Source organism: Collinsella aerofaciens ATCC 25986, from assembly GCF_010509075.1.
Taxonomy (GTDB): Bacteria; Actinomycetota; Coriobacteriia; order Coriobacteriales; family Coriobacteriaceae; genus Collinsella; species Collinsella aerofaciens.
This window is the reverse complement of sequence record NZ_CP048433.1, coordinates 269,404-287,896: the sequence shown is the minus strand read 5'-3', so window position 1 is coordinate 287,896 and position 18,493 is coordinate 269,404. Positions and strand designations below refer to the sequence as shown.

The 18,493-nt window shown below is 65.2% G+C and carries 31 protein-coding genes; 1 reads left to right on the top strand and 30 read right to left on the bottom strand.

Features of this window, described 5'->3' with window-relative positions:
* Nucleotides 1-61: 61 nt before the first annotated feature.
* The 18 genes from GXM19_RS11195 to GXM19_RS01300 all read right to left on the bottom strand — a co-directional run bounded on the left by GXM19_RS11195 (nucleotide 62) and on the right by GXM19_RS01300 (nucleotide 10,500).
* A complete protein-coding gene (locus GXM19_RS11195; RefSeq protein ID WP_253279184.1) occupies nucleotides 62-172 on the bottom strand; it encodes a CD1375 family protein in 111 nt (36 codons plus the stop codon).
* 1 nt (nucleotide 173) lies between these two features.
* Complete coding sequence (locus GXM19_RS01380) at nucleotides 174-515, bottom strand: hypothetical protein (RefSeq protein ID WP_006234190.1); 342 nt, start codon at nucleotides 513-515, stop codon at nucleotides 174-176.
* 10 nt (nucleotides 516-525) lie between these two features.
* Nucleotides 526-1,557: an RNA-dependent RNA polymerase family protein gene (locus tag GXM19_RS01375; protein WP_006234191.1), complete on the bottom strand. Its 1,032-nt coding sequence runs from the start codon at nucleotides 1,555-1,557 to the stop codon at nucleotides 526-528.
* Between the two features lie 347 nt (nucleotides 1,558-1,904).
* Entirely contained in the window at nucleotides 1,905-3,530 is a 1,626-nt protein-coding gene (locus GXM19_RS01370; RefSeq protein WP_193684736.1) for a hypothetical protein, read from the bottom strand.
* Nucleotides 3,531-4,433 carry a hypothetical protein gene (locus GXM19_RS01365; protein ID WP_006234193.1) on the bottom strand — a complete coding sequence of 301 codons (903 nt, stop codon included), beginning with the start codon at nucleotides 4,431-4,433 and terminating at the stop codon, nucleotides 3,531-3,533.
* Nucleotides 4,433-5,857 (bottom strand): phage portal protein, encoded by a 1,425-nt coding sequence (locus tag GXM19_RS01360; RefSeq protein ID WP_147293041.1) that lies wholly within the window; start codon nucleotides 5,855-5,857, stop codon nucleotides 4,433-4,435. The genes GXM19_RS01365 and GXM19_RS01360 overlap by 1 nt, the downstream gene beginning before the upstream one ends.
* Nucleotides 5,858-5,862: 5 nt before the next feature.
* The gene (locus GXM19_RS01355; protein ID WP_006234195.1) at nucleotides 5,863-7,059 is read right to left on the bottom strand and encodes a PBSX family phage terminase large subunit; all 1,197 of its coding nucleotides are present in this window, start codon (nucleotides 7,057-7,059) and stop codon (nucleotides 5,863-5,865) included.
* Between the two features lie 3 nt (nucleotides 7,060-7,062).
* Nucleotides 7,063-7,458: a helix-turn-helix domain-containing protein gene (locus GXM19_RS01350; protein WP_040358550.1), complete on the bottom strand. Its 396-nt coding sequence runs from the start codon at nucleotides 7,456-7,458 to the stop codon at nucleotides 7,063-7,065.
* 194 nt (nucleotides 7,459-7,652) lie between these two features.
* Nucleotides 7,653-8,018: a hypothetical protein gene (locus tag GXM19_RS01345; protein WP_147293040.1), complete on the bottom strand. Its 366-nt coding sequence runs from the start codon at nucleotides 8,016-8,018 to the stop codon at nucleotides 7,653-7,655.
* 119 nt (nucleotides 8,019-8,137) lie between these two features.
* Nucleotides 8,138-8,296, bottom strand: coding sequence for a hypothetical protein (locus GXM19_RS01340; protein ID WP_155813820.1), 159 nt, complete (start codon nucleotides 8,294-8,296; stop codon nucleotides 8,138-8,140).
* Between the two features lie 9 nt (nucleotides 8,297-8,305).
* Nucleotides 8,306-8,575 carry a hypothetical protein gene (locus GXM19_RS01335; protein WP_006234199.1) on the bottom strand — a complete coding sequence of 90 codons (270 nt, stop codon included), beginning with the start codon at nucleotides 8,573-8,575 and terminating at the stop codon, nucleotides 8,306-8,308.
* Complete coding sequence (locus GXM19_RS01330; protein WP_040358271.1) at nucleotides 8,568-8,759, bottom strand: hypothetical protein; 192 nt, start codon at nucleotides 8,757-8,759, stop codon at nucleotides 8,568-8,570. The genes GXM19_RS01335 and GXM19_RS01330 overlap by 8 nt, the downstream gene beginning before the upstream one ends.
* A 70-nt stretch (nucleotides 8,760-8,829) precedes the next feature.
* Entirely contained in the window at nucleotides 8,830-9,195 is a 366-nt protein-coding gene (locus GXM19_RS01325) for a hypothetical protein (RefSeq protein WP_006234201.1), read from the bottom strand.
* The gene (locus tag GXM19_RS01320; RefSeq protein ID WP_006234202.1) at nucleotides 9,192-9,416 is read right to left on the bottom strand and encodes a helix-turn-helix domain-containing protein; all 225 of its coding nucleotides are present in this window, start codon (nucleotides 9,414-9,416) and stop codon (nucleotides 9,192-9,194) included. Before GXM19_RS01320 ends, GXM19_RS01325 begins: the two co-directional genes overlap by 4 nt.
* On the bottom strand, nucleotides 9,400-9,621 hold the full coding sequence (locus GXM19_RS01315; RefSeq protein ID WP_006234203.1) for a Lar family restriction alleviation protein: 222 nt from the start codon (nucleotides 9,619-9,621) through the stop codon (nucleotides 9,400-9,402). The genes GXM19_RS01320 and GXM19_RS01315 overlap by 17 nt, the downstream gene beginning before the upstream one ends.
* Nucleotides 9,621-9,887: a DUF3850 domain-containing protein gene (locus GXM19_RS01310; RefSeq protein WP_006234204.1), complete on the bottom strand. Its 267-nt coding sequence runs from the start codon at nucleotides 9,885-9,887 to the stop codon at nucleotides 9,621-9,623. The genes GXM19_RS01315 and GXM19_RS01310 overlap by 1 nt, the downstream gene beginning before the upstream one ends.
* Nucleotides 9,884-10,285: a hypothetical protein gene (locus GXM19_RS01305; protein ID WP_006234205.1), complete on the bottom strand. Its 402-nt coding sequence runs from the start codon at nucleotides 10,283-10,285 to the stop codon at nucleotides 9,884-9,886. Before GXM19_RS01305 ends, GXM19_RS01310 begins: the two co-directional genes overlap by 4 nt.
* Nucleotides 10,285-10,500 carry a hypothetical protein gene (locus GXM19_RS01300; RefSeq protein WP_147293039.1) on the bottom strand — a complete coding sequence of 72 codons (216 nt, stop codon included), beginning with the start codon at nucleotides 10,498-10,500 and terminating at the stop codon, nucleotides 10,285-10,287. The genes GXM19_RS01305 and GXM19_RS01300 overlap by 1 nt, the downstream gene beginning before the upstream one ends.
* 370 nt (nucleotides 10,501-10,870) lie before the next feature.
* On the opposite strand from GXM19_RS01300, the gene GXM19_RS01295 reads away from it, so the two are divergent.
* Nucleotides 10,871-12,028, top strand: coding sequence for an IS110 family RNA-guided transposase (locus GXM19_RS01295; protein WP_225093533.1), 1,158 nt, complete (start codon nucleotides 10,871-10,873; stop codon nucleotides 12,026-12,028).
* 63 nt (nucleotides 12,029-12,091) lie between these two features.
* On the opposite strand, the gene GXM19_RS01290 is transcribed toward GXM19_RS01295, so the two are convergent.
* The 12 genes from GXM19_RS01290 to GXM19_RS01235 form a co-directional block, all read right to left on the bottom strand.
* Nucleotides 12,092-12,430 (bottom strand): hypothetical protein, encoded by a 339-nt coding sequence (locus GXM19_RS01290; RefSeq protein ID WP_193684735.1) that lies wholly within the window; start codon nucleotides 12,428-12,430, stop codon nucleotides 12,092-12,094.
* On the bottom strand, nucleotides 12,427-12,729 hold the full coding sequence (locus GXM19_RS01285) for a hypothetical protein (protein ID WP_006234209.1): 303 nt from the start codon (nucleotides 12,727-12,729) through the stop codon (nucleotides 12,427-12,429). The genes GXM19_RS01290 and GXM19_RS01285 overlap by 4 nt, the downstream gene beginning before the upstream one ends.
* Nucleotides 12,730-12,951: 222 nt before the next feature.
* Nucleotides 12,952-13,194 (bottom strand): hypothetical protein, encoded by a 243-nt coding sequence (locus tag GXM19_RS01280; RefSeq protein WP_040358276.1) that lies wholly within the window; start codon nucleotides 13,192-13,194, stop codon nucleotides 12,952-12,954.
* Nucleotides 13,191-14,063 (bottom strand): hypothetical protein, encoded by an 873-nt coding sequence (locus tag GXM19_RS01275; RefSeq protein WP_040358278.1) that lies wholly within the window; start codon nucleotides 14,061-14,063, stop codon nucleotides 13,191-13,193. The genes GXM19_RS01280 and GXM19_RS01275 overlap by 4 nt, the downstream gene beginning before the upstream one ends.
* Before the next feature lie 109 nt (nucleotides 14,064-14,172).
* On the bottom strand, nucleotides 14,173-14,649 hold the full coding sequence (locus tag GXM19_RS01270; RefSeq protein ID WP_040358280.1) for a single-stranded DNA-binding protein: 477 nt from the start codon (nucleotides 14,647-14,649) through the stop codon (nucleotides 14,173-14,175).
* A complete protein-coding gene (gene mihF / locus GXM19_RS01265) occupies nucleotides 14,646-14,987 on the bottom strand; it encodes an integration host factor, actinobacterial type (RefSeq protein WP_006234216.1) in 342 nt (113 codons plus the stop codon). Before mihF ends, GXM19_RS01270 begins: the two co-directional genes overlap by 4 nt.
* Nucleotides 14,988-14,990: 3 nt before the next feature.
* On the bottom strand, nucleotides 14,991-15,956 hold the full coding sequence (locus GXM19_RS01260; protein WP_006234217.1) for a DUF1351 domain-containing protein: 966 nt from the start codon (nucleotides 15,954-15,956) through the stop codon (nucleotides 14,991-14,993).
* The gene (gene bet / locus GXM19_RS01255) at nucleotides 15,956-16,855 is read right to left on the bottom strand and encodes a phage recombination protein Bet (RefSeq protein WP_006234218.1); all 900 of its coding nucleotides are present in this window, start codon (nucleotides 16,853-16,855) and stop codon (nucleotides 15,956-15,958) included. Before bet ends, GXM19_RS01260 begins: the two co-directional genes overlap by 1 nt.
* Nucleotides 16,848-17,144 carry a hypothetical protein gene (locus GXM19_RS01250; RefSeq protein ID WP_006234219.1) on the bottom strand — a complete coding sequence of 99 codons (297 nt, stop codon included), beginning with the start codon at nucleotides 17,142-17,144 and terminating at the stop codon, nucleotides 16,848-16,850. The genes bet and GXM19_RS01250 overlap by 8 nt, the downstream gene beginning before the upstream one ends.
* 15 nt (nucleotides 17,145-17,159) lie before the next feature.
* Nucleotides 17,160-17,735 (bottom strand): RusA family crossover junction endodeoxyribonuclease, encoded by a 576-nt coding sequence (locus GXM19_RS01245; RefSeq protein ID WP_147293038.1) that lies wholly within the window; start codon nucleotides 17,733-17,735, stop codon nucleotides 17,160-17,162.
* Nucleotides 17,736-17,984 (bottom strand): hypothetical protein, encoded by a 249-nt coding sequence (locus GXM19_RS01240; protein ID WP_006234222.1) that lies wholly within the window; start codon nucleotides 17,982-17,984, stop codon nucleotides 17,736-17,738. It lies immediately after the preceding gene.
* Between the two features lie 286 nt (nucleotides 17,985-18,270).
* Nucleotides 18,271-18,483: a hypothetical protein gene (locus GXM19_RS01235; RefSeq protein WP_006234223.1), complete on the bottom strand. Its 213-nt coding sequence runs from the start codon at nucleotides 18,481-18,483 to the stop codon at nucleotides 18,271-18,273.
* Nucleotides 18,484-18,493 lie beyond the last annotated feature (10 nt).

Sequence of the window (18,493 nt, the reverse complement as noted above, 5' to 3'; positions counted from 1 at the left end):
CGGCACGAATGGTCGCCCGCGCATAACGGAAAAGGGCCCCGACCGAAGCCGGGGCCCTTCCCTACTCGCCGTCTGCCTCTAGCATCTGGCGTACCTCGTCGCGCCAGCGCTCGGGAACGCTCTCGAGCGTGCGCTTGCCGCTTTTCACGGCGCGGTAGTAGATCTTCGCCAAGTTACTCACCTCCAACGATGTCGCCGAGCTCGAGAAGGGCCGCTTGCGAGTCGGCGACCTGCTGCTGGAGCGATGCGATCTGCTCCTCCATGCTCATGCCGTCCGCCTCGTGTGCCGTCCAGACGGTGTCAAAGTCGGCCTTTGCGCCCTCGACCGTCAGCTCGCCAGTCGGGTCGGTGAAGTGCAGCTCCTCATAGGTGAACACCTTCACCTTGACGGAACCGCCCTCGCCGCCCCGCTCCTCGCGCTCGCCCTCGGAGATGCCGCGGCGCAGCCAGACGTCGGCTCCCGCGATCTCGACCGTCTCGGGCCTCTCGCCCGTTCGCTCCGACTTCACAACCATATTTTTCCTCCTAACCCACGGCCCTCGCCGCGTTGAATATGCACCGCTTACTGTTCATCTGGTGCTCCATGACGGCCGTTTTCAGCCAGCCCCAGTAAGAGCACACGCGCCTCGCCAAGCGCTCGGTGCGCCTGCGCCTGTAGCGCGCGAACGCGCGTCGCAGTCGTTTCCAGAGCCTCTTTCGCAAGTCGACCCGTCGCCCGCGAGCGCACCAGATGCGATAGCCCGCGAAATCGATGGGCTCGGCGCCGTTGCGCCTCACCTTCCACGGTTTCAGCGACAATCCTAGCCGCCCCAAAACGCGCGCGGCGATGGCAGCGGCCTTCCTGAGCGAGCGCTTTGAGTTGCCGAGAAAATAGCCGTCGTCGGCGTACCACACCTGGCATCCCGCGAGCCTCACGCGCTTGCCGCGCCGCTCCTTCGCCGCCTCCTCGACCGCGTGGTACGCGAACGAGATCACGAACGCCGCCAACCGAAGCGACAGGTAGCTGCCGAGGATAAGGACGCCGTTCATCGTCGACAGCAGCGAATGGAGCAGGTAGAGGACCTGGCTGTTCTTGACGTAGCGCGCCACCAGACCCTCCACCACCGCTGTCTGCATCGAGCCGTAGCAGTTGCGGATGTCGACGTGTACGTGGTAGGCGAAGCGGTGAACCTCACGCCTGAGCTTGCGCATCCCCAGCGCCGCGCCCTTGCCCTTGACGCCGCTCGACACCTGCCAGAAGCCGACCTTGGCGGCAAGGAGCGGCTCGAGTGCCCCAACGCACAGGTAGTTGCACACCTGCCGCTTGATGCTCTCGACGCTTATCTCGCGCAGCTTGCCGTTGTTCGGGTCGTGCTTCAGGTAGGTTCGAATCGGCTCGAACGTAAGCGTCTCGGTCGAGAGCTCTAGCCAGATTCGGTCGACGAACGCCGTCTCGGCGCCGTATTCGTCGGCGACGCGCCAGCCGTTCTCCTTGCCTGAGTCGCTTTTCTTCCATCGGTGCAGGGCCTCGACGACGCTCTTGCGCGTGAACTCGAGGCCCTTGCAGTAGGTTTTCATAGATCAAAGCTCTTTCTGTCTGTCATACGAGCGTTCGCCTTGCGGCTACCAGCCCGTGAGCCTTGCGGACAAATTTCACTCAAAGGAGTCAGGCTGAGCCGCGTCCCGCCAGAAAGCGGCGGGCGCGGTAGACACGGTGCGAGTAGAGATTTATAGACAGATTGCCGGGAGACGAAGTTCCAAGTGGCCCTACCGGACCTGTTCCTCGAGTTCGCGTAACGAAGACCGGCATTCGAGCCGTTCCTCAGGTTGCCGAGGAACTGAACCAGAAACCAGCGCCGCCCTCACCGTGAATCCCTGTTTGGGGTTAGGAGGGGGCCAGCCCCCTCTCAGGGCTACGCCCTGATTCACCCCCGGCTACGGCCCGTAGCAGAAAGCCGGGAGACGAAGTACCAAGCGGCCCAACCGGACCCGTACCTCGAGTACGCGTAACGAAGACCGGCAAGCGAGCCGAGCCACAGGCTGCCGAGGAACAGAACCAGACGGATTGTGCCTTTGACCTTACCGCCAGATGTGTCGAAGTAGAAGTAGTCGCCGACACCAGTCGTCGCCGAGCCGCCGAGCCCCTTTCCCAAGATAAGGCCGTTGACGAACTGAATGTCGAGCATGTAGCCATCTGCCGTCGGCATACACGCCGCCGTCGGGCTCACCCCGTCCGCCACGGCATTCTTCTTCTCATTGCGAGTGTCGGGGTTGACCGCGATGCCGAAGCCCGTGCCGTCGGAGACGAAGAGCGTATCGCCCATGAACTCCCACAGGCCCAGCCCCGTCTCGACGCCGCCGATCTTGAACGGATGCTTGCCGTCCTTCGCCACCTGGCCGTCGCCCACGAGGGCATCGGTGTTGCCCGTGTTCCACGGCGCACTCTGGAGCCATGTGTTCACGGTCGTGTCGAACGCCTTGGCGACGTCCATGAGAAGCGCCACGTTGCCGTCTGCGAGCGTCTCCTTGCCGCCGACGACCGCGCCGTCGAACACGTCGTATGCGGCTGCGGCGCCTCGGTCTGGGCACGTGGTGCCCGTGTCGGTGCCGTACATCATCGACGCGCCCACGGGAATCTTCGCCGCCTGCTCGGCGGTGACGACCACGCGCGTGACGCCCGTCTCGGCGAGCGCGGGGTGGATCTGGATGTTGAAGTCCGTGCAACCCGGGAAGTCCACCTGGGAGGACTTGCAGAGCGTCTTGGTCAACTGGTGGAAGTTGATATACCACTGGTCATAGACGCTCATGCCCGAGTAGCCCGTGGTCGCGGTCTTGCAAAGGTCGACGAGCGAGTCGTGCGACGTCGTGCGGTTGGCGGCCTTCGCGCCCGAGACGGAGCGCGGGCGCCCGTCGGCGTCGATGCTCATGGGATACGTCGGCGTCAGCATGTACGGTCGCAGCGTGCCGTCCGGCAGCAATGCCTTGGGGTTCGGCTGCGAGCCGCTGAATCGGCTGTCGGACCACGAGACGAGCAGGTTGCCGTTCGTCAGCACCTCGACCGCCTGCCAAACGACCGGCGCGATCTCGTAGACGTTGTTGCCGTGTCCGTTGTCCACGCGCGAGAATCCGTAGTCGACGCCGTCGATGGCCTCGACCCACGGCACGCCGTCGACGTCGGCACCGGCGTTGGCGGACACGTGGAACCACGGTCCGCCCTCGGTGTCGAACGGGTCGACAGCCGCGCTCGTCGCCGTCGCGGGCACGAACTCGGTGGAGGCCACGCGCTTCGCGGCAGCGCTCATGGGCTGGATGTCGGTGGGGCTGCCCGCCGGGATGAGGAACGTGTACACCAGCCCCGTCTTGTGCTTGTCGACCATCGCGGCGACGCTCTCGTTGGAGTAGCGGCCCGTCGAGGCGTCGCGCTCGAGCGACTTCTGGTCGCCCAGATTCTTTACCGCGCCGACAAGCGCCCACACCGCCTTGTCCGATGCCAGCGGGTCCGCGTACTCGAACCCCTCGGTTGCCTGCTCGGTTGCCTGCGTATCGGCCATTTAGGCACCTACCTTTCGCATCTGGCAAATCTTGCCGTTTACCTTCTTGAGTCCCAGCGCCGTCACGGCAGCCGCCGAGTCGATAATCGACTGGTAGTTCAGGGCTGCCGTCTTGGCGTCCTTGAGCGCCGCCTGCGCGTCGGCGAGGGCTTTGGTCGAATCCTGCTCGCGCTTCTGCTCGGCGGTCTTGCGTCCGGCCTCAGCCTTCTTGCGCTCCGTCTCGTTCCGCCCGCGCTCGGTCTCTTTCTCCTTGCGCCCCGCCTCGGCGTCGGCGCGGTCCTTCTCCGCCGTTTCGACAGAAGCCTTGAGCTGCTTGAACTCGTTGTTGACCTTGTTCACGCCAGCCGCCGCGTCCGTCGCGGGCTTCTTGAGCTCCGCGATCTGCTCGGCGGTGAGGTCGCTGTATCTCAGCGCGTCGCCCTTCGGCACGCCGACGACCAGCACGTTGCCCTCCATCGCCGCCGTTGCCTCCGAGCCCGAGGCAAGAGTCGTGGCGCGTGCCCCCTTGACCTCGGCGGCGACAGCCTTGTCGCGTGCGGCCTCCGCCGCCTTCTGCGCGGCCTTGGCCTCGTCTCGCGCCGTCTCCGCATCCTTGATGGTGCGCTGGTCGCTCGGCTCGTAGATATACTCGGCGGGCTTGGCTCGCCTCTTTACGTCCCAGAGCGCCTCGATACGCGTGCGACCGCCGTATGCCTCGTCCGTGATGTAGGCCCATGCGTACACGCGCCCAGCCGCCTGGAGCAGCTCGTCGGGAATCTTCGCCTTGCCGTTAGCCACCGCAACCGTGTAGCACGTCCCCGTGGTCGACTTGGCGAAATGCACCTGCTCGCAGCCGACAACCTCGACCTCTCGCCCGGTGTCCCACTGCCACAGCTCGCCGTCAAGCACCTGCAATGCCGCCATCACTCATCACCTTCCTCATCCTCGTCGCCCTCCTGGGCACCCTTCGCGTTCGCCGCCAGGGCGGGCGGCAGCGCTGCCATGCGCTCCTCCTGCTCCCGCTGCTTGCGCTCCAAAATCTTCGCCCTCTCGTCGGGCGTGATGTTCGGCAGCTTTCGCAGGATCGTCTCCTCGTCCAGCCACTCGGCCTCCAAGCACACGGTCTCGACCTGCTCCTTGGTGTTGCTGATGCGAGTGCGCGTGAACACGGGCGTGTCCTCGATGCCCTGGAGGGCGAGGATGTCCATGATACCCTCGCGGATGTGGCGCTCAAACTCGGCGGCCTCCTCGTCCATCGGCTGGTATGCCGCGTCGATATGGTCGTTGGTCGCACCCGCCGCGATGGTGTGGACGTCCAGCGCGCCGAAGTCCTCGTAGATGTCGGCCTTGATCTGCGCCAGCGTCTCCTTGCGGCCCTCGACGGGCACCTCCTGCGTGTACGGCGTCACGGACTGCCCCTGCTCGGCGTCGACCTCGGCCACGTGCGTCAGCTTGAGCTTCGCCCTCCACAGGTCGAGGTCCCTGTCGTCCATGCCGCCGGCTCCGTTGATGAGCCAGTAGATCTGCGCGCAGTCGCGCGTGTCGTTCACCAGTCCGCTCTTGATCAGGTCGTAGGCGTCGATGCTCTCGCGCATGCCGACAAGCGTGCTCTGGTGCGCGTCGCTGCCCCAGACCGCCACGATTGGCAGACGGGAGTAGTTCTCCGCATCGACGGCCAGCTTCATCCCGTCCGCCGGTATCTCCTGATACGTGACCTTGTAGGCGCGCTTGGCCTCGGCCACCTCGAAGTCGAAGCCGCTGCCGCCCGACACCATCTCCGTGTAGCCGTCCTGCTCGTAGAGGGTCGCATGCCACGGGTGGTCGGAGTCGAGCCGCCAGAACCTCACGCCGGCGTATAGCGCCCCCGAGTACTCGTCCCACACCGGACAGAACTCATCGGCGGTGAACACGTCGATGTGGTCGAGGTTCCAAAACGGGAATGACACACCGTGGATGAGCGCCTTGAGCCCCATCTCCATGACGTCGTCGTCGAAGCGGTCGCCAAGCCCCTCCTTGGTCGTGTCCTTGCCGCCCGCCGAGACGTCCACGAAGCTCACGCCCTTACCGAGCGAGTACGTGCAGCGCTGAACGTTTAGGCGCTTGAACAGGTTACTCGCCAGCCTTAGCTTCGAGGCCGTGAAGTCCTCGGCCTCGGCACCGGAGCACGAGTAGATCTTCTGCACGAAACGGTTGATCGTGACGTTGTGCTGGCGGTAGTACTCGTTCGCGGTGACGGCGTTGCGGTACATCTCGCTCGACATGTGCCGCTCGATGGCATCTGCCGCGAATGCCGTCGCCGACGCCGCCGCCTTGAGGTCGCCATCGGTCACCAAAGGACCTTTAGACAAAGCCGCTACCTCCCTTCAAAAAATGGGTTTACCTGCCGTTTCGCAGGCTTGTACATGCGCAGTGTTGCCACGCCGTAACGGAGCGCGTCGCAGCTGTGGTCCTCGACCTTGACGGGCCTGTCGCCGTCCGCCTTGGCGTCCCAGCAGTAGCCGCCGAGCTCGCCTATCAGCCCTGCGCAGGCGTCGGAGATGCGCACCGTGCCGTTGCCCAGGCACACCCCCGTCTCTCGTATGCCGTCCGCGACGTCGTTGCGCCCCTTCTTGGTCTTGAACCCGGCCTGCCGCATCGCGGCGATGAAGCTCGTGGCGCTCGGGTCGATGATGAACGTGGGCGGCTTGCCCAACCCGCGCACGAAGTCGGCCATGTCGGCCACGTAGTCGGCGTCCGTCTTCTGGTGCCCCGTGTCGCGGCCCGAGTAGCGGTACTCGTCCACCGCGTGCCACACCTTGCCGTCAAATGCCCACAGAAGCGCCGCGAAGGCGTTCTGCGTTCCGTAGTCGCAAGACACCGCGTACTTGGCGGCGCTGCCCGTATATCGACTCTCGAGGGCACCCTCCCACTCGGGGTAGACCAGGCCCTCGGCCAGCGTCCACTTGCCCAAGATGTAGCGGTCGTAGTACACGCCGCTGCCGTAGTCCTTGATGAGGGCTTCGATGACATCCGGTGCCAGCGCACCGTCCCAGATCGTGTAGTCCTGCCTGTAGATGTCGCTGTCGCCGTCGAGGAACCGCTTGAACCAGTGGTTCGGGCTGTCGGGGTTGCAGGTGCCGTCGAAGTGGCTGTGCTCGCAGCGCAGGCGGCTCTTGAGCATCTGGAACACGTCTTCGCTCCACGTGGCGACCTCGTCGCCGTAGACCCACTCGAACGTGGCGCCCTGAATCTTGGATACGCTTGTCTTCTTATCCGCCCCGAGGCAGTAGACCTTGCGCCCGAAAATCTGAGCCGTGTTGTCCCGCCCGATCTGGCTGACGACGTCTTCGCTGTAGAGTGAGCGCATCGGCTCGAGGATGTTGCGCTCGAGCGTCGAGCGGGTGTTCCCGATCATCACCGCCAGCCCCTCGCCCCTCATGGCGAGAAGCCTCTGCGGTATGGTCACGGCTATGTCGACGTAGCTCTTGCCCGAGCCCGTCGCCCCGCACTTCACGTTGTAGCGGTGCGTGCAGTTGGCGAGGTACTCGCGCTGCATCCTCGTGAGCGGCATCGGCTACTCGTCCCCGCCGATTGAGGACGGCACGGACAGCACCAGCTCCTTGGCGGCCTTGAGCACCGCCGTGTCGGTGGTATCCATGATGCGCTGCGCCTTGGCGTACTCCTGCGGGTACTTGCGCTCCAAAAGCCACGCCGCCGCCTGCCAGCTGTCGCCGCTCGCGTCCATGATGCGGCCCACGAGCGTCGCCTTGCGCTCGACCTCGGCCTTTTTTAGAACGTGACACAGTTGACGCTGATTGTCTGTTCTGGGGTGGTTGATCCAGCGGCTGTATGTCTCACGTGCGACCCCGAGATACGCGGCGATGTCCCTGTCGGTCATTCCGGCACGGCACAGGCGGACGGCATCCTCGATGCCCTCCTTGGTCAGTTTTTCACGCCCTTTTCCCGCCACAAAATCACATTTCCGCTGGTAAATAGCCATGTGGAAACGCGAACGTTCCCACCTTTTTACGCACGTGGACAAGCGTGTGCGTTTGCCCACGAGCGTAAAAAGGGGGTAACGTTTAAAGAAAAGGCCCCGGTTTCCCGGGGCCTTTCGGCTACTCGACCTTGGTCGACTTGATTCTGATCACCTCGGCCAGCCTCTCAAACGTCTCCGTCTAGCTTCTGCCGTCTGTGCGCGGCCTGTCGTATGCGGTTGCTCTCCGCCTCTTCCTCGAGCCGCCTCTTCCGCTCCGCCAGATAGCACCCCTTGCACAGCCTCCACTTCTTCGCCTGCGCCGACGTGTCGAACACGGGCCGCGCGTCGCACACGATGCACAGCCCATCCGTTCCGGTCGAGAAGCGCCCGTACCGCTGCCGCGCGTGCCTCACGGCGCTCGGCGTCACCCTCAGCTCCGCCGCGATCTCCGCCGCCGTCCGCTCCGGGTACGCCTGCATCCGCCTTATCATCTCGTCCGTCCACAGGACGTAAGAGGAGCGCCCCTTCCGGAGCGCCCACTCGTCCCTCAACGGATGTGTTGACTTTGTAGATGGGCCTTTTGGCCCATCTCCCATCTTCCAAGTACCCCTCAAAGGGTCCCCCAAACGCTCTGAGGGGAGGGCGCCGCTCGGGTGCCCTCCCCAGTCCGTCAGTACGGTATGCCGAGCCGCCTGAAGATGTGGCGGCAGGCCTCTATCCGCAGGCCGGTCCTCGCCGAAACCTGCGCCGGCGTGAGGTTGCGCTTGAGCGCCAGCTCCTCGGCGCGCTCGCGCATCATCCTCTCCCAGACGCCTCGCCTATAGCTCACCGGTCGCCATCACCTGCACCTCCCATCGCGCTTGAGCATCTCGACGTTGCGGCGCGAGCGCATGAGCGCGCGGGTCCTGGCGCGTTGCCATTTCGGGTCGAGCCCCTTGCAGAGTGCCCTCACCTCATGCGCCGCGCCTCGCAACACGGGTGTGAGTGAACTGTTGAAACCCGCCGCTACGTTAGCCATGATGGCAGCAGCGGCCTTCGCGGCTGGGCCGTCGGGCCTCAACAGCTCGACGGATGGCGACAGTATCGGCTTCATTTCATAGTTAGGCATTCGTCAAATCCTCCCCGCACCACGGGCAATACCGTGGGATCGTCTCGAACTCGGTCCAGCTCGTGATGTACGTGTCGTCATGCTCGTAATGCACGACGCCGAAGACGAGGTCGCACCTAGGGCAATGGACGGCGTCGACTGGGTCGACGTCCTCTATCGCGACCATCTCACCGATGTCTACCAACTTGCGTGGCTTCCACTTTTGGTGTGACGGACGCGCCCCGCATGTCGGGCAGTCGCATGGCCTCGCGAACTTAATTCTGCGTCCCATCGAGGACCACCCTCCCGCACCCCGGGCAATAGTTCCACGTGCCGCTCACGCGGTAGTGCTCCTCGTCCTCGACCTTGCAGCCGCAGACCGAGCACAGGAAGCCGTTGTCGCATGAGTCCTGGACGCTCCCGTCGTAGACGTTCTTGCACTCGCCGCGGCCTATCAGGTCGGCGAGCGCGTCGAGTGCCTCGTGCACCGTGGTATCCACATCGTCTAGGCCGAAAGCCATGTGGATGCTATCGGTGAGGCGGCGGTCCGACATGCGGATGTCCGGCATCATGCAACGCCAAGCCTCGGCCTGATCGCGCAATTTCTCGGCTATCTTGCGGCGCTCTTCATCGGTAATCATTCGTCCACCTCCACAATGAGGTCGCGCGGGTCGATGCCCATCTCTCCGGCAATGGAGAACAGCTTGTTTAGCGAAATGCTCTTACGATTGTTCAGCAGCTGGCTGAAATATGAAGCCGAGATGCCGAGCGTCTTGGCGAAATCGCCTTGCGTGAGATCGTGGTCAATCAGATAGCGCTGGATGGCCTTCCTGTTGAGCACGTAGTCAGTTGTCGCCCTCATAGCTCACCCTTCCGTTCCAAAAGCTCGCGGCGGCCTCCATCGCCGCACGCGAGTCCTCGTACCCGTAGACCATCGGGCCCTCGGCACCGCATCGGTAGCACCGGGCTGCGTAGAGTGTTACGCCTGAGCTCGACACGCGCTCGCTCCTAATCGTGGTACCCTGCCTGCCGCAGAATGGGCAGGGCTTCAGCTCGATTTCGTCCATCAGTCCTCCTTGGATATGGCCAGCGCCACGTACTTCTGGGCGAGGCCCTCGAAGTCGTCGAGGATGTAGTCGATTCGGTAGGTCGCCCCGTTGAGCGGATGCCTTGCCGCCGCCCCGACGGCGTAGCCTTCGTTCGTGACGACGTCGAATACGATCTTGTCGCCGACCTTGAAGTTGCGGTCATTCTTGCGGACCTCAAACGTCTTGGTGCCGTTCATGATTGCGTCGGCGTATTTGATAAGGACCTTGAGTCGGTGTGTCGTCATTTGACCTCACCCCTCAGCATGCGGATGCGGGTGAGAATGTCGCGCATGGCAACCCTTTCGCAGGTTCCGCCTTTGTCGGCGATGCACGATGAGCAGTCGCACGCGCTCATGCCAAAATAGGCGCAGGCTTCGTAATTAAGCGCGTCCGCGCCCCTGTCCAAGTCCTCTTCCAACTTCTCCCAGCTGTCGGGCGGGGTGGAGTAAAGCTCGTTCGGTCGCATCGAGACGCAGCAGAGATTCTCTACTTTGCCGACAAGGCACGAGAGGGACACCTTGGTGATATGGCGATAGTCAGTCAGCCTGATACCGACCACCCTGTGCTCGGTTCCGCGTCCGTCGTAATACGAGCCGCCAAACTCGATCTCCTCGCCGTCGGCGGTCTTGATGTCGATATTCATCACTCAACCTCCTCGTAGTCGCGGCACTCGCCGCACTCGTCCTCGCAGTACAGCAGGTTCCCCATGAGCCACGCCACGGCCCACTTCGCCAGGCGCCAGAACCCTTCCTTGCGGTCAGGCGCCTCCGCGTCGTAGGCGCGCTCGAACCCGAGGTGGCAGTAGCCGTAGTCGACGTGGATGTCGCTGCCGCAGAAATGCCTGCAGTTCCCGCACATCCTAGGCTCGCAGGCCCCGCCGTAGCAGCGTTCTATCGTGGCGTCGGTCACCCCCATCGGGTAGCCGCCGACCCTCGAGTCACTCATCGCAGTCCGCCCATTACAGTCTGAAGTGGGCCACCGATAAATTTCGATGGCGAGCATTCGGCGCATTGCCTACGATACGGGCAAGCCCCGAGGGGCCGCCGATCGGGCGCCTCCGGATGGCCGTCTGCCCCTGCCCCGTAGAGGGCCCGGGGGGTGTTGCCACCGGGGGCGCTCGCCGCTCCGGACGACTGATAGGAAACTGCCGGGCGCAAGCGCCACGGCCAGGTAATGTGGGTGTCGCAGGGAGGGGTTCCGATCGGCCTACCGATTGGAGGATAACACCGTGGCACCACCTAGAATGCCGGAAGCCGTCATCGGGCTCGATGTCGGGAAATTGTCCCATTGGGCATGCGTCGCGACCCGGGACGGCGAGATACTGCTGAGCGCCCCCGTCGCGAACAGGGAGGGCGATCTGGACTCGCTGTTCGGCCGCTTCCCCGACGCGCTCGTGGTCGTCGACCAGTCGCGCAACATAGGCGCCCTCGCGCTCGCCCGCGCCAAGGCGGCCGGGATGTCGGCGGCGTACCTGCCGGGACTCGCGGCACACGGGGCCGCCAGGCTCTTCGCCGGCGACGCCAAGACCGACGAGCGGGACGCAATGGTCATCGCGAAGACGGCGCTGGGCATCCCCGACGCACTCCTGCCGGTCGGGGATCCGGGCCCGACGGTCGCGGCGGCGAGGGCGCTGGCCGCCCAGAGAAACTTCCTGACCTGCGAAAACACCAGGAGCAAGAACCGGCTGCGCAGCATCCTGCTGGAATCGTGCCCCGCCTTCGAGGCGTTGGTCGACCTGTCCGACGGTCCCCAGCTGAGGCTCATGGCATCCCTCGGCGGGGCCTGGTCGGTGGCCGACGCCGGGCCCCGCAGGGCGGCGGCGCTCACGCGCGGGGCGGCGCGCGGCAAGATCGAGGCCCTCGTCCGCTCGACGGCCTCCTCGACAAGGCCGGACGCGGCGGCCATCGCCGCCGAGGACCGGGCGGTGAGGCTGCTCGCGCGCAGGATCTCCGAGAACTCGGCGGAGATCGATGTGATCACGGCGGAGATATCCGCCCTCCTCGAGGGCGACGATACCTACCGATGCCTCCTGACGGTGCCGGGGATCGGCCCCAAAACCGCTTCCGAGCTCGCGATCTCCATAGATATCGAAGACTTCCCAAGCCACGACAGGCTCGCGTCGTACTGCGGCCTGGCGCCGCGCAACCGCCAGTCGGGGACCTCGATCTCCTCGGTGACGGCATCGCGCCAAGGCAACAAGAGGCTGAAGAACCTGCTCATATTCTCGTGCAACTGCCTTACCCGGACAGAGGGAAGATGGGGCGATTACTACGCTAGGTGCCGAGAGCGGGGCATGCCGCACGGCAAGGCGCTCAAGGCGCTGGCACGAAAGAGGCTGAAGGTCATCTACGCGATCATGCGGGACAGGGTGCCCTACGCCGCCTAGTCGAAGCGCTCCGAACAGATTGGAGCCCATCGGCCGAAAGGCCTGGCGTTAGCATGTCGCGATTCAATCTCGAAAACAGCATTGCCCAGTTGACAAAACTATAGGAACACCCCCTACGCTCTCGTCGAGCAGGTCGATGGCATCCCCGACGGTCGCCTCGATGCTCGTCAGCTGGCGGCGCAGGTTCTGCACGAGGTTCGCGTCGGCGACCTCCGCCCTTCCCGCCTCGTAGGCGCGCTCGATCATGTCGGTCACCGCGACCTGCATCGCCGTGTCGTTGTAGCCGCGCCTGACGCGGTACTTCCCCAGATAGGCGTGCGCCCTGTCCTGCGGCCTGCACTCGCGGTCGAAATGGAACACCTCGACCGCGTCTGCCTTGATCTGATCCAAAGTCTCCATCACAGACGTCCCCTCTCTCGGTTCCTCTCGTTGCAGCGCTCGATTGCCGCGTCCACGTCCTCCTGCGTGAACCCCTCGGCATCGAGCAGGTTGACGACCGCCTGGACCACGTCCATGCACTCGTCGATAAGGCTCTCGCGGTACACCCTGCGCGCCGTCATGATCGGGCTGTACCGCATGTCGTCGCAGTCCTGCCACGCGCCGAACACCTCGGCCGCCTCCTCGAGCGGCTTGAGCGCCTGCACCTTGGGTTCGTCCGGCTTGTCGAACGCCCCGAACTCGAACCTGTATCCGTCGCGCATCAGATGCGCCTCCCTTCCGCCAGCGCCGCGCGCATGGCGTTGACCTCTCGGCCCGACTCACTCCTCGTTCCGAGGTACACGTCCACGGGCCGCTTGCTCGCGTCCCTTCGCGCCACGTTCTCGCACCACCCGCAGCAGTACCTCTGGTTCCTGTACGCCGTGCGGAACCGCCTGCCGCACTGCCCGCACACGAGCACGTAGCCCCCGCGCCTGTCCAGCGACTCAGCCCTCATGTCGCGCCTCCCAGTAGTTGCACCTCGCGAGCCCCTGCGTGGTGTGCACGAAGTCGGGGCAGCGCATGCACGTGTACCGTTTGCGGCCCTCGCCAGACGCCGTCATGACCGCCTCGCTCACGGCGCAGAACCCGCACGTCTCGCAGCGGGCGCTGCGCGGCCCGTCGTCGTAGATGCTCACAGACCCCTTCGGTCTGCCCATGTTCTCGTTTCTCTCGGCGTCCAAGCTCATGACGCTCTCCTCTCGCATGCGGCCCTCGCATCAAGCAGACGCCGCGCGTCCCGGTACGCCTTGAGCGCCACCGGGTCGGCGGTCGTCCCCCTCGGGGCCTTCACCCTCGCCGGGTCGATGCCCGGGTGTTCCTCGCGCCACCTGCGCTCGAGCTCCGCCCTCGTCTGCTCGGGCGTCCTCGTCGGCTTGAACGTGGCGGCCTCGACCTCCGAGGCGGTGGGCTTGCCCCTCGCCCGGTCGTCGGCGTCGATGCGCTTCTGGCGCCTGGACCAGTCGAGCGCGAGGGCGCCCCAGTTGCTCACCGGCTGGCCGTTGCCCTTGACCCAGCCCTGAGACTCGAAGTAGGCCCAGAAGGCGTCCGGGTCGCCGCTCAGGCAGTTGGCGCCGAAGTAACCGCGGGCCTCATCGAGGGTCGGCGGCTCGAACTCGGGCGGCGCGGCGGGGGCATCGCCCCCATCACAGGACAGCTCAGCACAATCCAGTTCAGGACAGGACAGGACAGGACAGGTTAGGTTAGGGTTTTCACTTTCGGAAACCTGCGTTTCGGGTTTGTCGGAAACTGGTTTCCCGTTTGAAAAACCTAGGTTTTCACTTTCGGAAACCTGCGTTTCGGGTTTGTCGGAAACTGGTTTCTTGCGCGGGCGTCCGCCCTTGCCGCCCCTGCCGCGCGCATCCTTGGAGTTGTCGATGGCGTTCTTCATCGCCTTGAAAACGCGGCGGAGGTGCTTCGGAAGGTCGGCCTCGACGCCGTGCAGCCCGTACATCATGATCGCGTCGGCGAGCATCGCGCGGTCGCGCAGGTCCTCGGGGTCGCTCGCGTCGAAGTCGTCGTAGACCTCGGCGAAGCTGTCGAACACGGTGAAGGCCATCAGAACCACCCCCATAGAAGCGAAGAGAAGAACAGGAAACCCGCGGAGAAGGAGGCGGCGAACAGGGCCGCCTCCCAGTGGTCGCGGATGATCTCGGGTACGTGCCTCATCAGAACGGCACGTCCTCGTCGTAGAACTCAGACTGCGGGACCGCGGCGTAGGCCTGCTGGGCGCTCCACTGCGGCGCGGCCTGCGCCTGTGGCTGCACGGGCACCGTGTTCGCGAGGCTCTGCTGCGGCTGGGCCTGCGTCTGCCCCTCACGGCGCACCATGACCTCGATCTCGTCGACGATAACCTCGAGCTTCGAGCGCTTCTGGCCGTCGCGCTCCCATGAGCTGTAGCGCAGCTTGCCCTCGATGGCGACCTTCATGCCCTTGGCGAGGAATCGCCCCACGGCCTCGGCGCGGTTGCCGAACATGGTGCAGTCGACGAAGTTGGGGTAGTCCTCCCATTCGCCGGTCTGCGCGTTGCGTCGGCGGTCGTTGACCGCGACGCCGAAGGACAGGACCTGCGTCCCGCCCGCCGTGGCGCGCAGCTCAGGGTCGCGGGTGAGGTTGCCGCTGATGTTCACTCGATTGATGCTCACTGCCCGTCCTCCTTTGTGGTCATGCAGCCCTTGATGGCATCGACGAGGCGCGGCCCCTGCATGTAGCCCAGGCTGCTCACGCGGCGGCCGTCGCGGACATGGCACGCCTCGACGATCTTCTGCGCCGTGACCGGGCCGATGCCCGGGAACGAGCGGGCGAACTCCTCGACCCTGAGCCTCGCCGCGATGGGCGCCTCGATGGCCGTCTCCGGCGGGATGTTCCCCGCCTTGCACGCCGCCTTGAACGCGGCGCGCTCGCGGCGCGTGTGGATGGCCTTCGCCATCGCCTCCCTGCGCTGCTCCGGCGTTCGGGTCGGCGGAAGGTTCTTCTCCTCCATGTCCTACATCCTCTCTACGTGTCCGTGGATGCCGTTGTCGACCATGACGGCCCTCACGCGACGCAGCTCGTCTGCCGTGGCGCACTCGATGACCACGCGGTAGCCCCTCTGCGGTGCTGGGGCCGCATCCTCGGCCACATCCGGCTCGGGGCGCGACGGCACCACCCGCACGCACCTCGGCACGCCCAAGGGCGGCTCAGGCTCGGGCTGCTCGTCGGGCAGAGGCTCGGGGTCGGGCTCCGGTGCGGGCGCCGTCGCCTGTTCGTAGGTCGACACGAGCGCGGCGGCCTTGGCGACCTCCTCGCGGTGCGCGGCGACCGCCGCCGCCACCTCGCCCGAGTCCGCCGGCAGCGTCCTCGTCCACCACGCCACGGCCCACGCCTTCTCGGACTCGTCCGCGTAGTCCAGCCCGTTGACGAACTTGAACTGGTGCAGCAGCTCGCCCACGCGGCGCTCGATGATGTTTTTGGCCTTGACCTCGCCGAAGCTCGCGTTGAGCCACCTGTCGTCGGCGATGCGCTCGTAGGGCACCAGCGGACCCATCTCGCCCGCGAGGTCGTAGTAGTGGCCCTTGAGCGCGGTGAGGCGGCGTTTCCTGCACTCGCCGTCGTATCGGTCGATCTCGGCCTTGTACTCATCGGATAGCTTGTCGATGGGCGCCGTTATCTCGCCGATGGTCTTGTCGAACGTCTTGAGCAGGTCGCTGTACTTCTTCTTCGCGGCCTTGCGCTGCGCCTCGATGGGCTTCTTAACGTCGTTGACCACCGCGCGGTACTTCTTCGCCGCCTTGAAGTCCTCGTCCTTCTCGATGTGCTTGACGTCCACGTAGTCCGCCAGCTTCTCGTCCACGTTCTTCTTGAGCTTCGCCAGCTTGTCCTCGAGTGTGTCGTCGATGGCGAGCGACGCCACCAGCGTGTCGAAGTCCTCATCGAGCGGCACGGCCTCGACCGCCAAAACCTCGTCTGCCATTAGAAGCCTCCCAGAAGGTCGTCGTCGGTCGCGTGCTCGGCGGGCGCGGGCTCATAGACGGGCACGGGCTCCGGCTCGGGTGCGGCGGGCTCGGAATGCGCCGAGCGGGCCGCGATCTCCTCCTCCATCCACGAGGCCGCGCGGCGCGCCTGCATGAGCGTCATGTCGTGCATGTTGCCCGACGAGCAGCCCACGGCGGCGCAGATGGCCGCCATGGCCCCGGCGCTGTCGAGCGCGGTCGCCGCCATGAACGGCTTGAACAGGTCGCGCACGGGCTGCAGGTCGGCCACGGGCTCGACGCTCTCGGCCTCGACGGTCTGAGAGCCTGCGCGCATGTCGCGCTCGACCTTCTGGTCCATCTCCTCGCCCGTGTACATCCCGCCGAACTCGCCGGGGTAGGCCAGACGCCACGCGCCGGCCTTGGCGCACTTCTCGATCATGACGCCCGGCATCTTCGCCCAGTTGCTCTTGCCGGTGCTGTAGTCGGTGAGCGCCAACTCAACGTAGGCCGGCTCCTTGCCGTCCTTGAACTGGACCTCGGCCCAGCCGCCGAGCAGCTGCTCGCCCACCTGCTTGTAGACGGCGCTGCCGCGCTTCTTGACGATCTGCCCCTCGCGCATCACCACGACGCCGCTCTTGATGCCGCCGTAGCTCTCCTGGCGGTTGGCACGGCGGTTGAACACCTGATAGCTAGTGATGATGCTCGCCGGGGCGTCCCTGTACTTCACCAGGTAGACCTCCTTGGTGAAGGGGTTCAGGTGCTGGCGGTTGCAAAGCTCCACGCACAGCGCCAGCTCGCTGTCGGTCGCGTTGGGGCACAGGCGCTCGCGGATGTCCTGCGAGGTGAACTTGACGGGCATGCCAGCATCGTCCTTGAACTCGATGACCTCGTTACTCATCGACGCTCACCTCGCATCCGTAGATCTTGGAGATCGTGGCGATGGCGCCGTTCTCGGCGTAGACGTCATCGCACTCCTTGCCGTACGCGATGATGACGGCCAAGAAGTCGCGGTCGAACTCGATGGACTCCTCGTCCATCAGTATGGGCGCGACCGCCATGCCGTAGGCGACGCCGCGGAGCACCGCGGGGTCGACGTCGCGCTCGAGCGCCTCGGCGTTGAGCTCCGTGTTGATGAGGACGTTGCCCACGGCCTGCCTCATGAGCTCCTTGAGTGCCTTTCGCTTCATTTCATGTCTCCGTTTCTACTTTTTCTCTTCGGCTGGGTCTGCCCAGCCGCGATATACCTGTATGTCCATGTGCGGTTCGATGCCGCGCCGACGGGGCCACTTGACCACGTGGACCTCGGCCACCTGGCTGTCGTCGCCCCAGACCACCCCGTTCATCCCGTCCATCACCAGCTTTGCGATGTTGTCCGCGTCCGGCTTGAACGTGTTCGGCTCCGACACGGTACGCTTCGGCCTCGATTTGGGCAGCGGCTCGTACACGTCAATGCGCACCGCGACAGGTACCCTGAACGGGAACAGCAGCCCCTCGAGCTCCGGGTACGCCTCCCGCATGGCATCGAGTGCCGCGTCGCGGATGGCGGCCTCGTTGCGGATGGTCTCGTCGGGCGTGTACATCCGGGCGTGCCTGCGGTCGAGCCTATGGCGCTGCTTGCCCGCCACGAACGGGACGGTGAACGCGAATCGCCTGCCGATCACAGTACCGACCCCATCCCGAGCGCCACGCGGATGCCGTCCGCCGCGAGCAGCATCGCCCGCAGGACGTACGGCATGAGCGCGTACACCGCGAACAGGAGCGCGATGTACGCAGCGCACCTAAGCAGCCTCGATGCCATGCGTTCCCTCCTCGATCCACTGCTCCACCCATTCCGGGCGCACCATGCGCCCCACCTTGCGCCCCTCGGGCAGCTGCGAGCGCAGGCGGCCCGCCTTGCACTCGATGCGCAGCGTGTCGTATGGCACCCCCGTCACCCTCGACGCCTCGCGCAGCGTGTACATCAGCTTGTGGCGGATGCCTAGCTCGTCGGCCATCTGCTGGAACGTTTTGGCTCTGCTAGAATCCATGAGTGACCTCCTTTCAGGTCTGGAGCCGTCCCCGCTTTCCACACCGGGCGGCTCTTTTTTGTTGCTTGCTTTCGGGGCCTCGCCCCCGGCACGGCACCGGTAGGGAACGTCCCCGCGGATGGTTATTGGAGAGCCGCGGGGCAACGGTGCCGCCCCGGGGATGGGGCCCGCGGGTATTGCCTGAGCGGCAATACCCGCGTTAACGCGTTACACACGCGTTAGGCTTCGGGCCATGATTCGTAGACAGCAGACATATCGCCCGAAGCACGTCCGACCAGCGGGCCCCCTACTCGTGCGGCTCGTCGACTGGGTCGAGCGGCACCCTCGCATCAGCGCCGCGATCGTCCTCGCCGGGTTCATCAACGACGCCTGTGACCTGCTTGGTCGCGTCGTTGATCTCGCGATGTTTCTCATGAAGCTCGCGGGTGTGCTCTAGCACGAACGCGACCGCGAGAACGTCGAGGAAGACCCGGACGGCCGCATGGATAAGGTTCAACATCGCCGCCGCC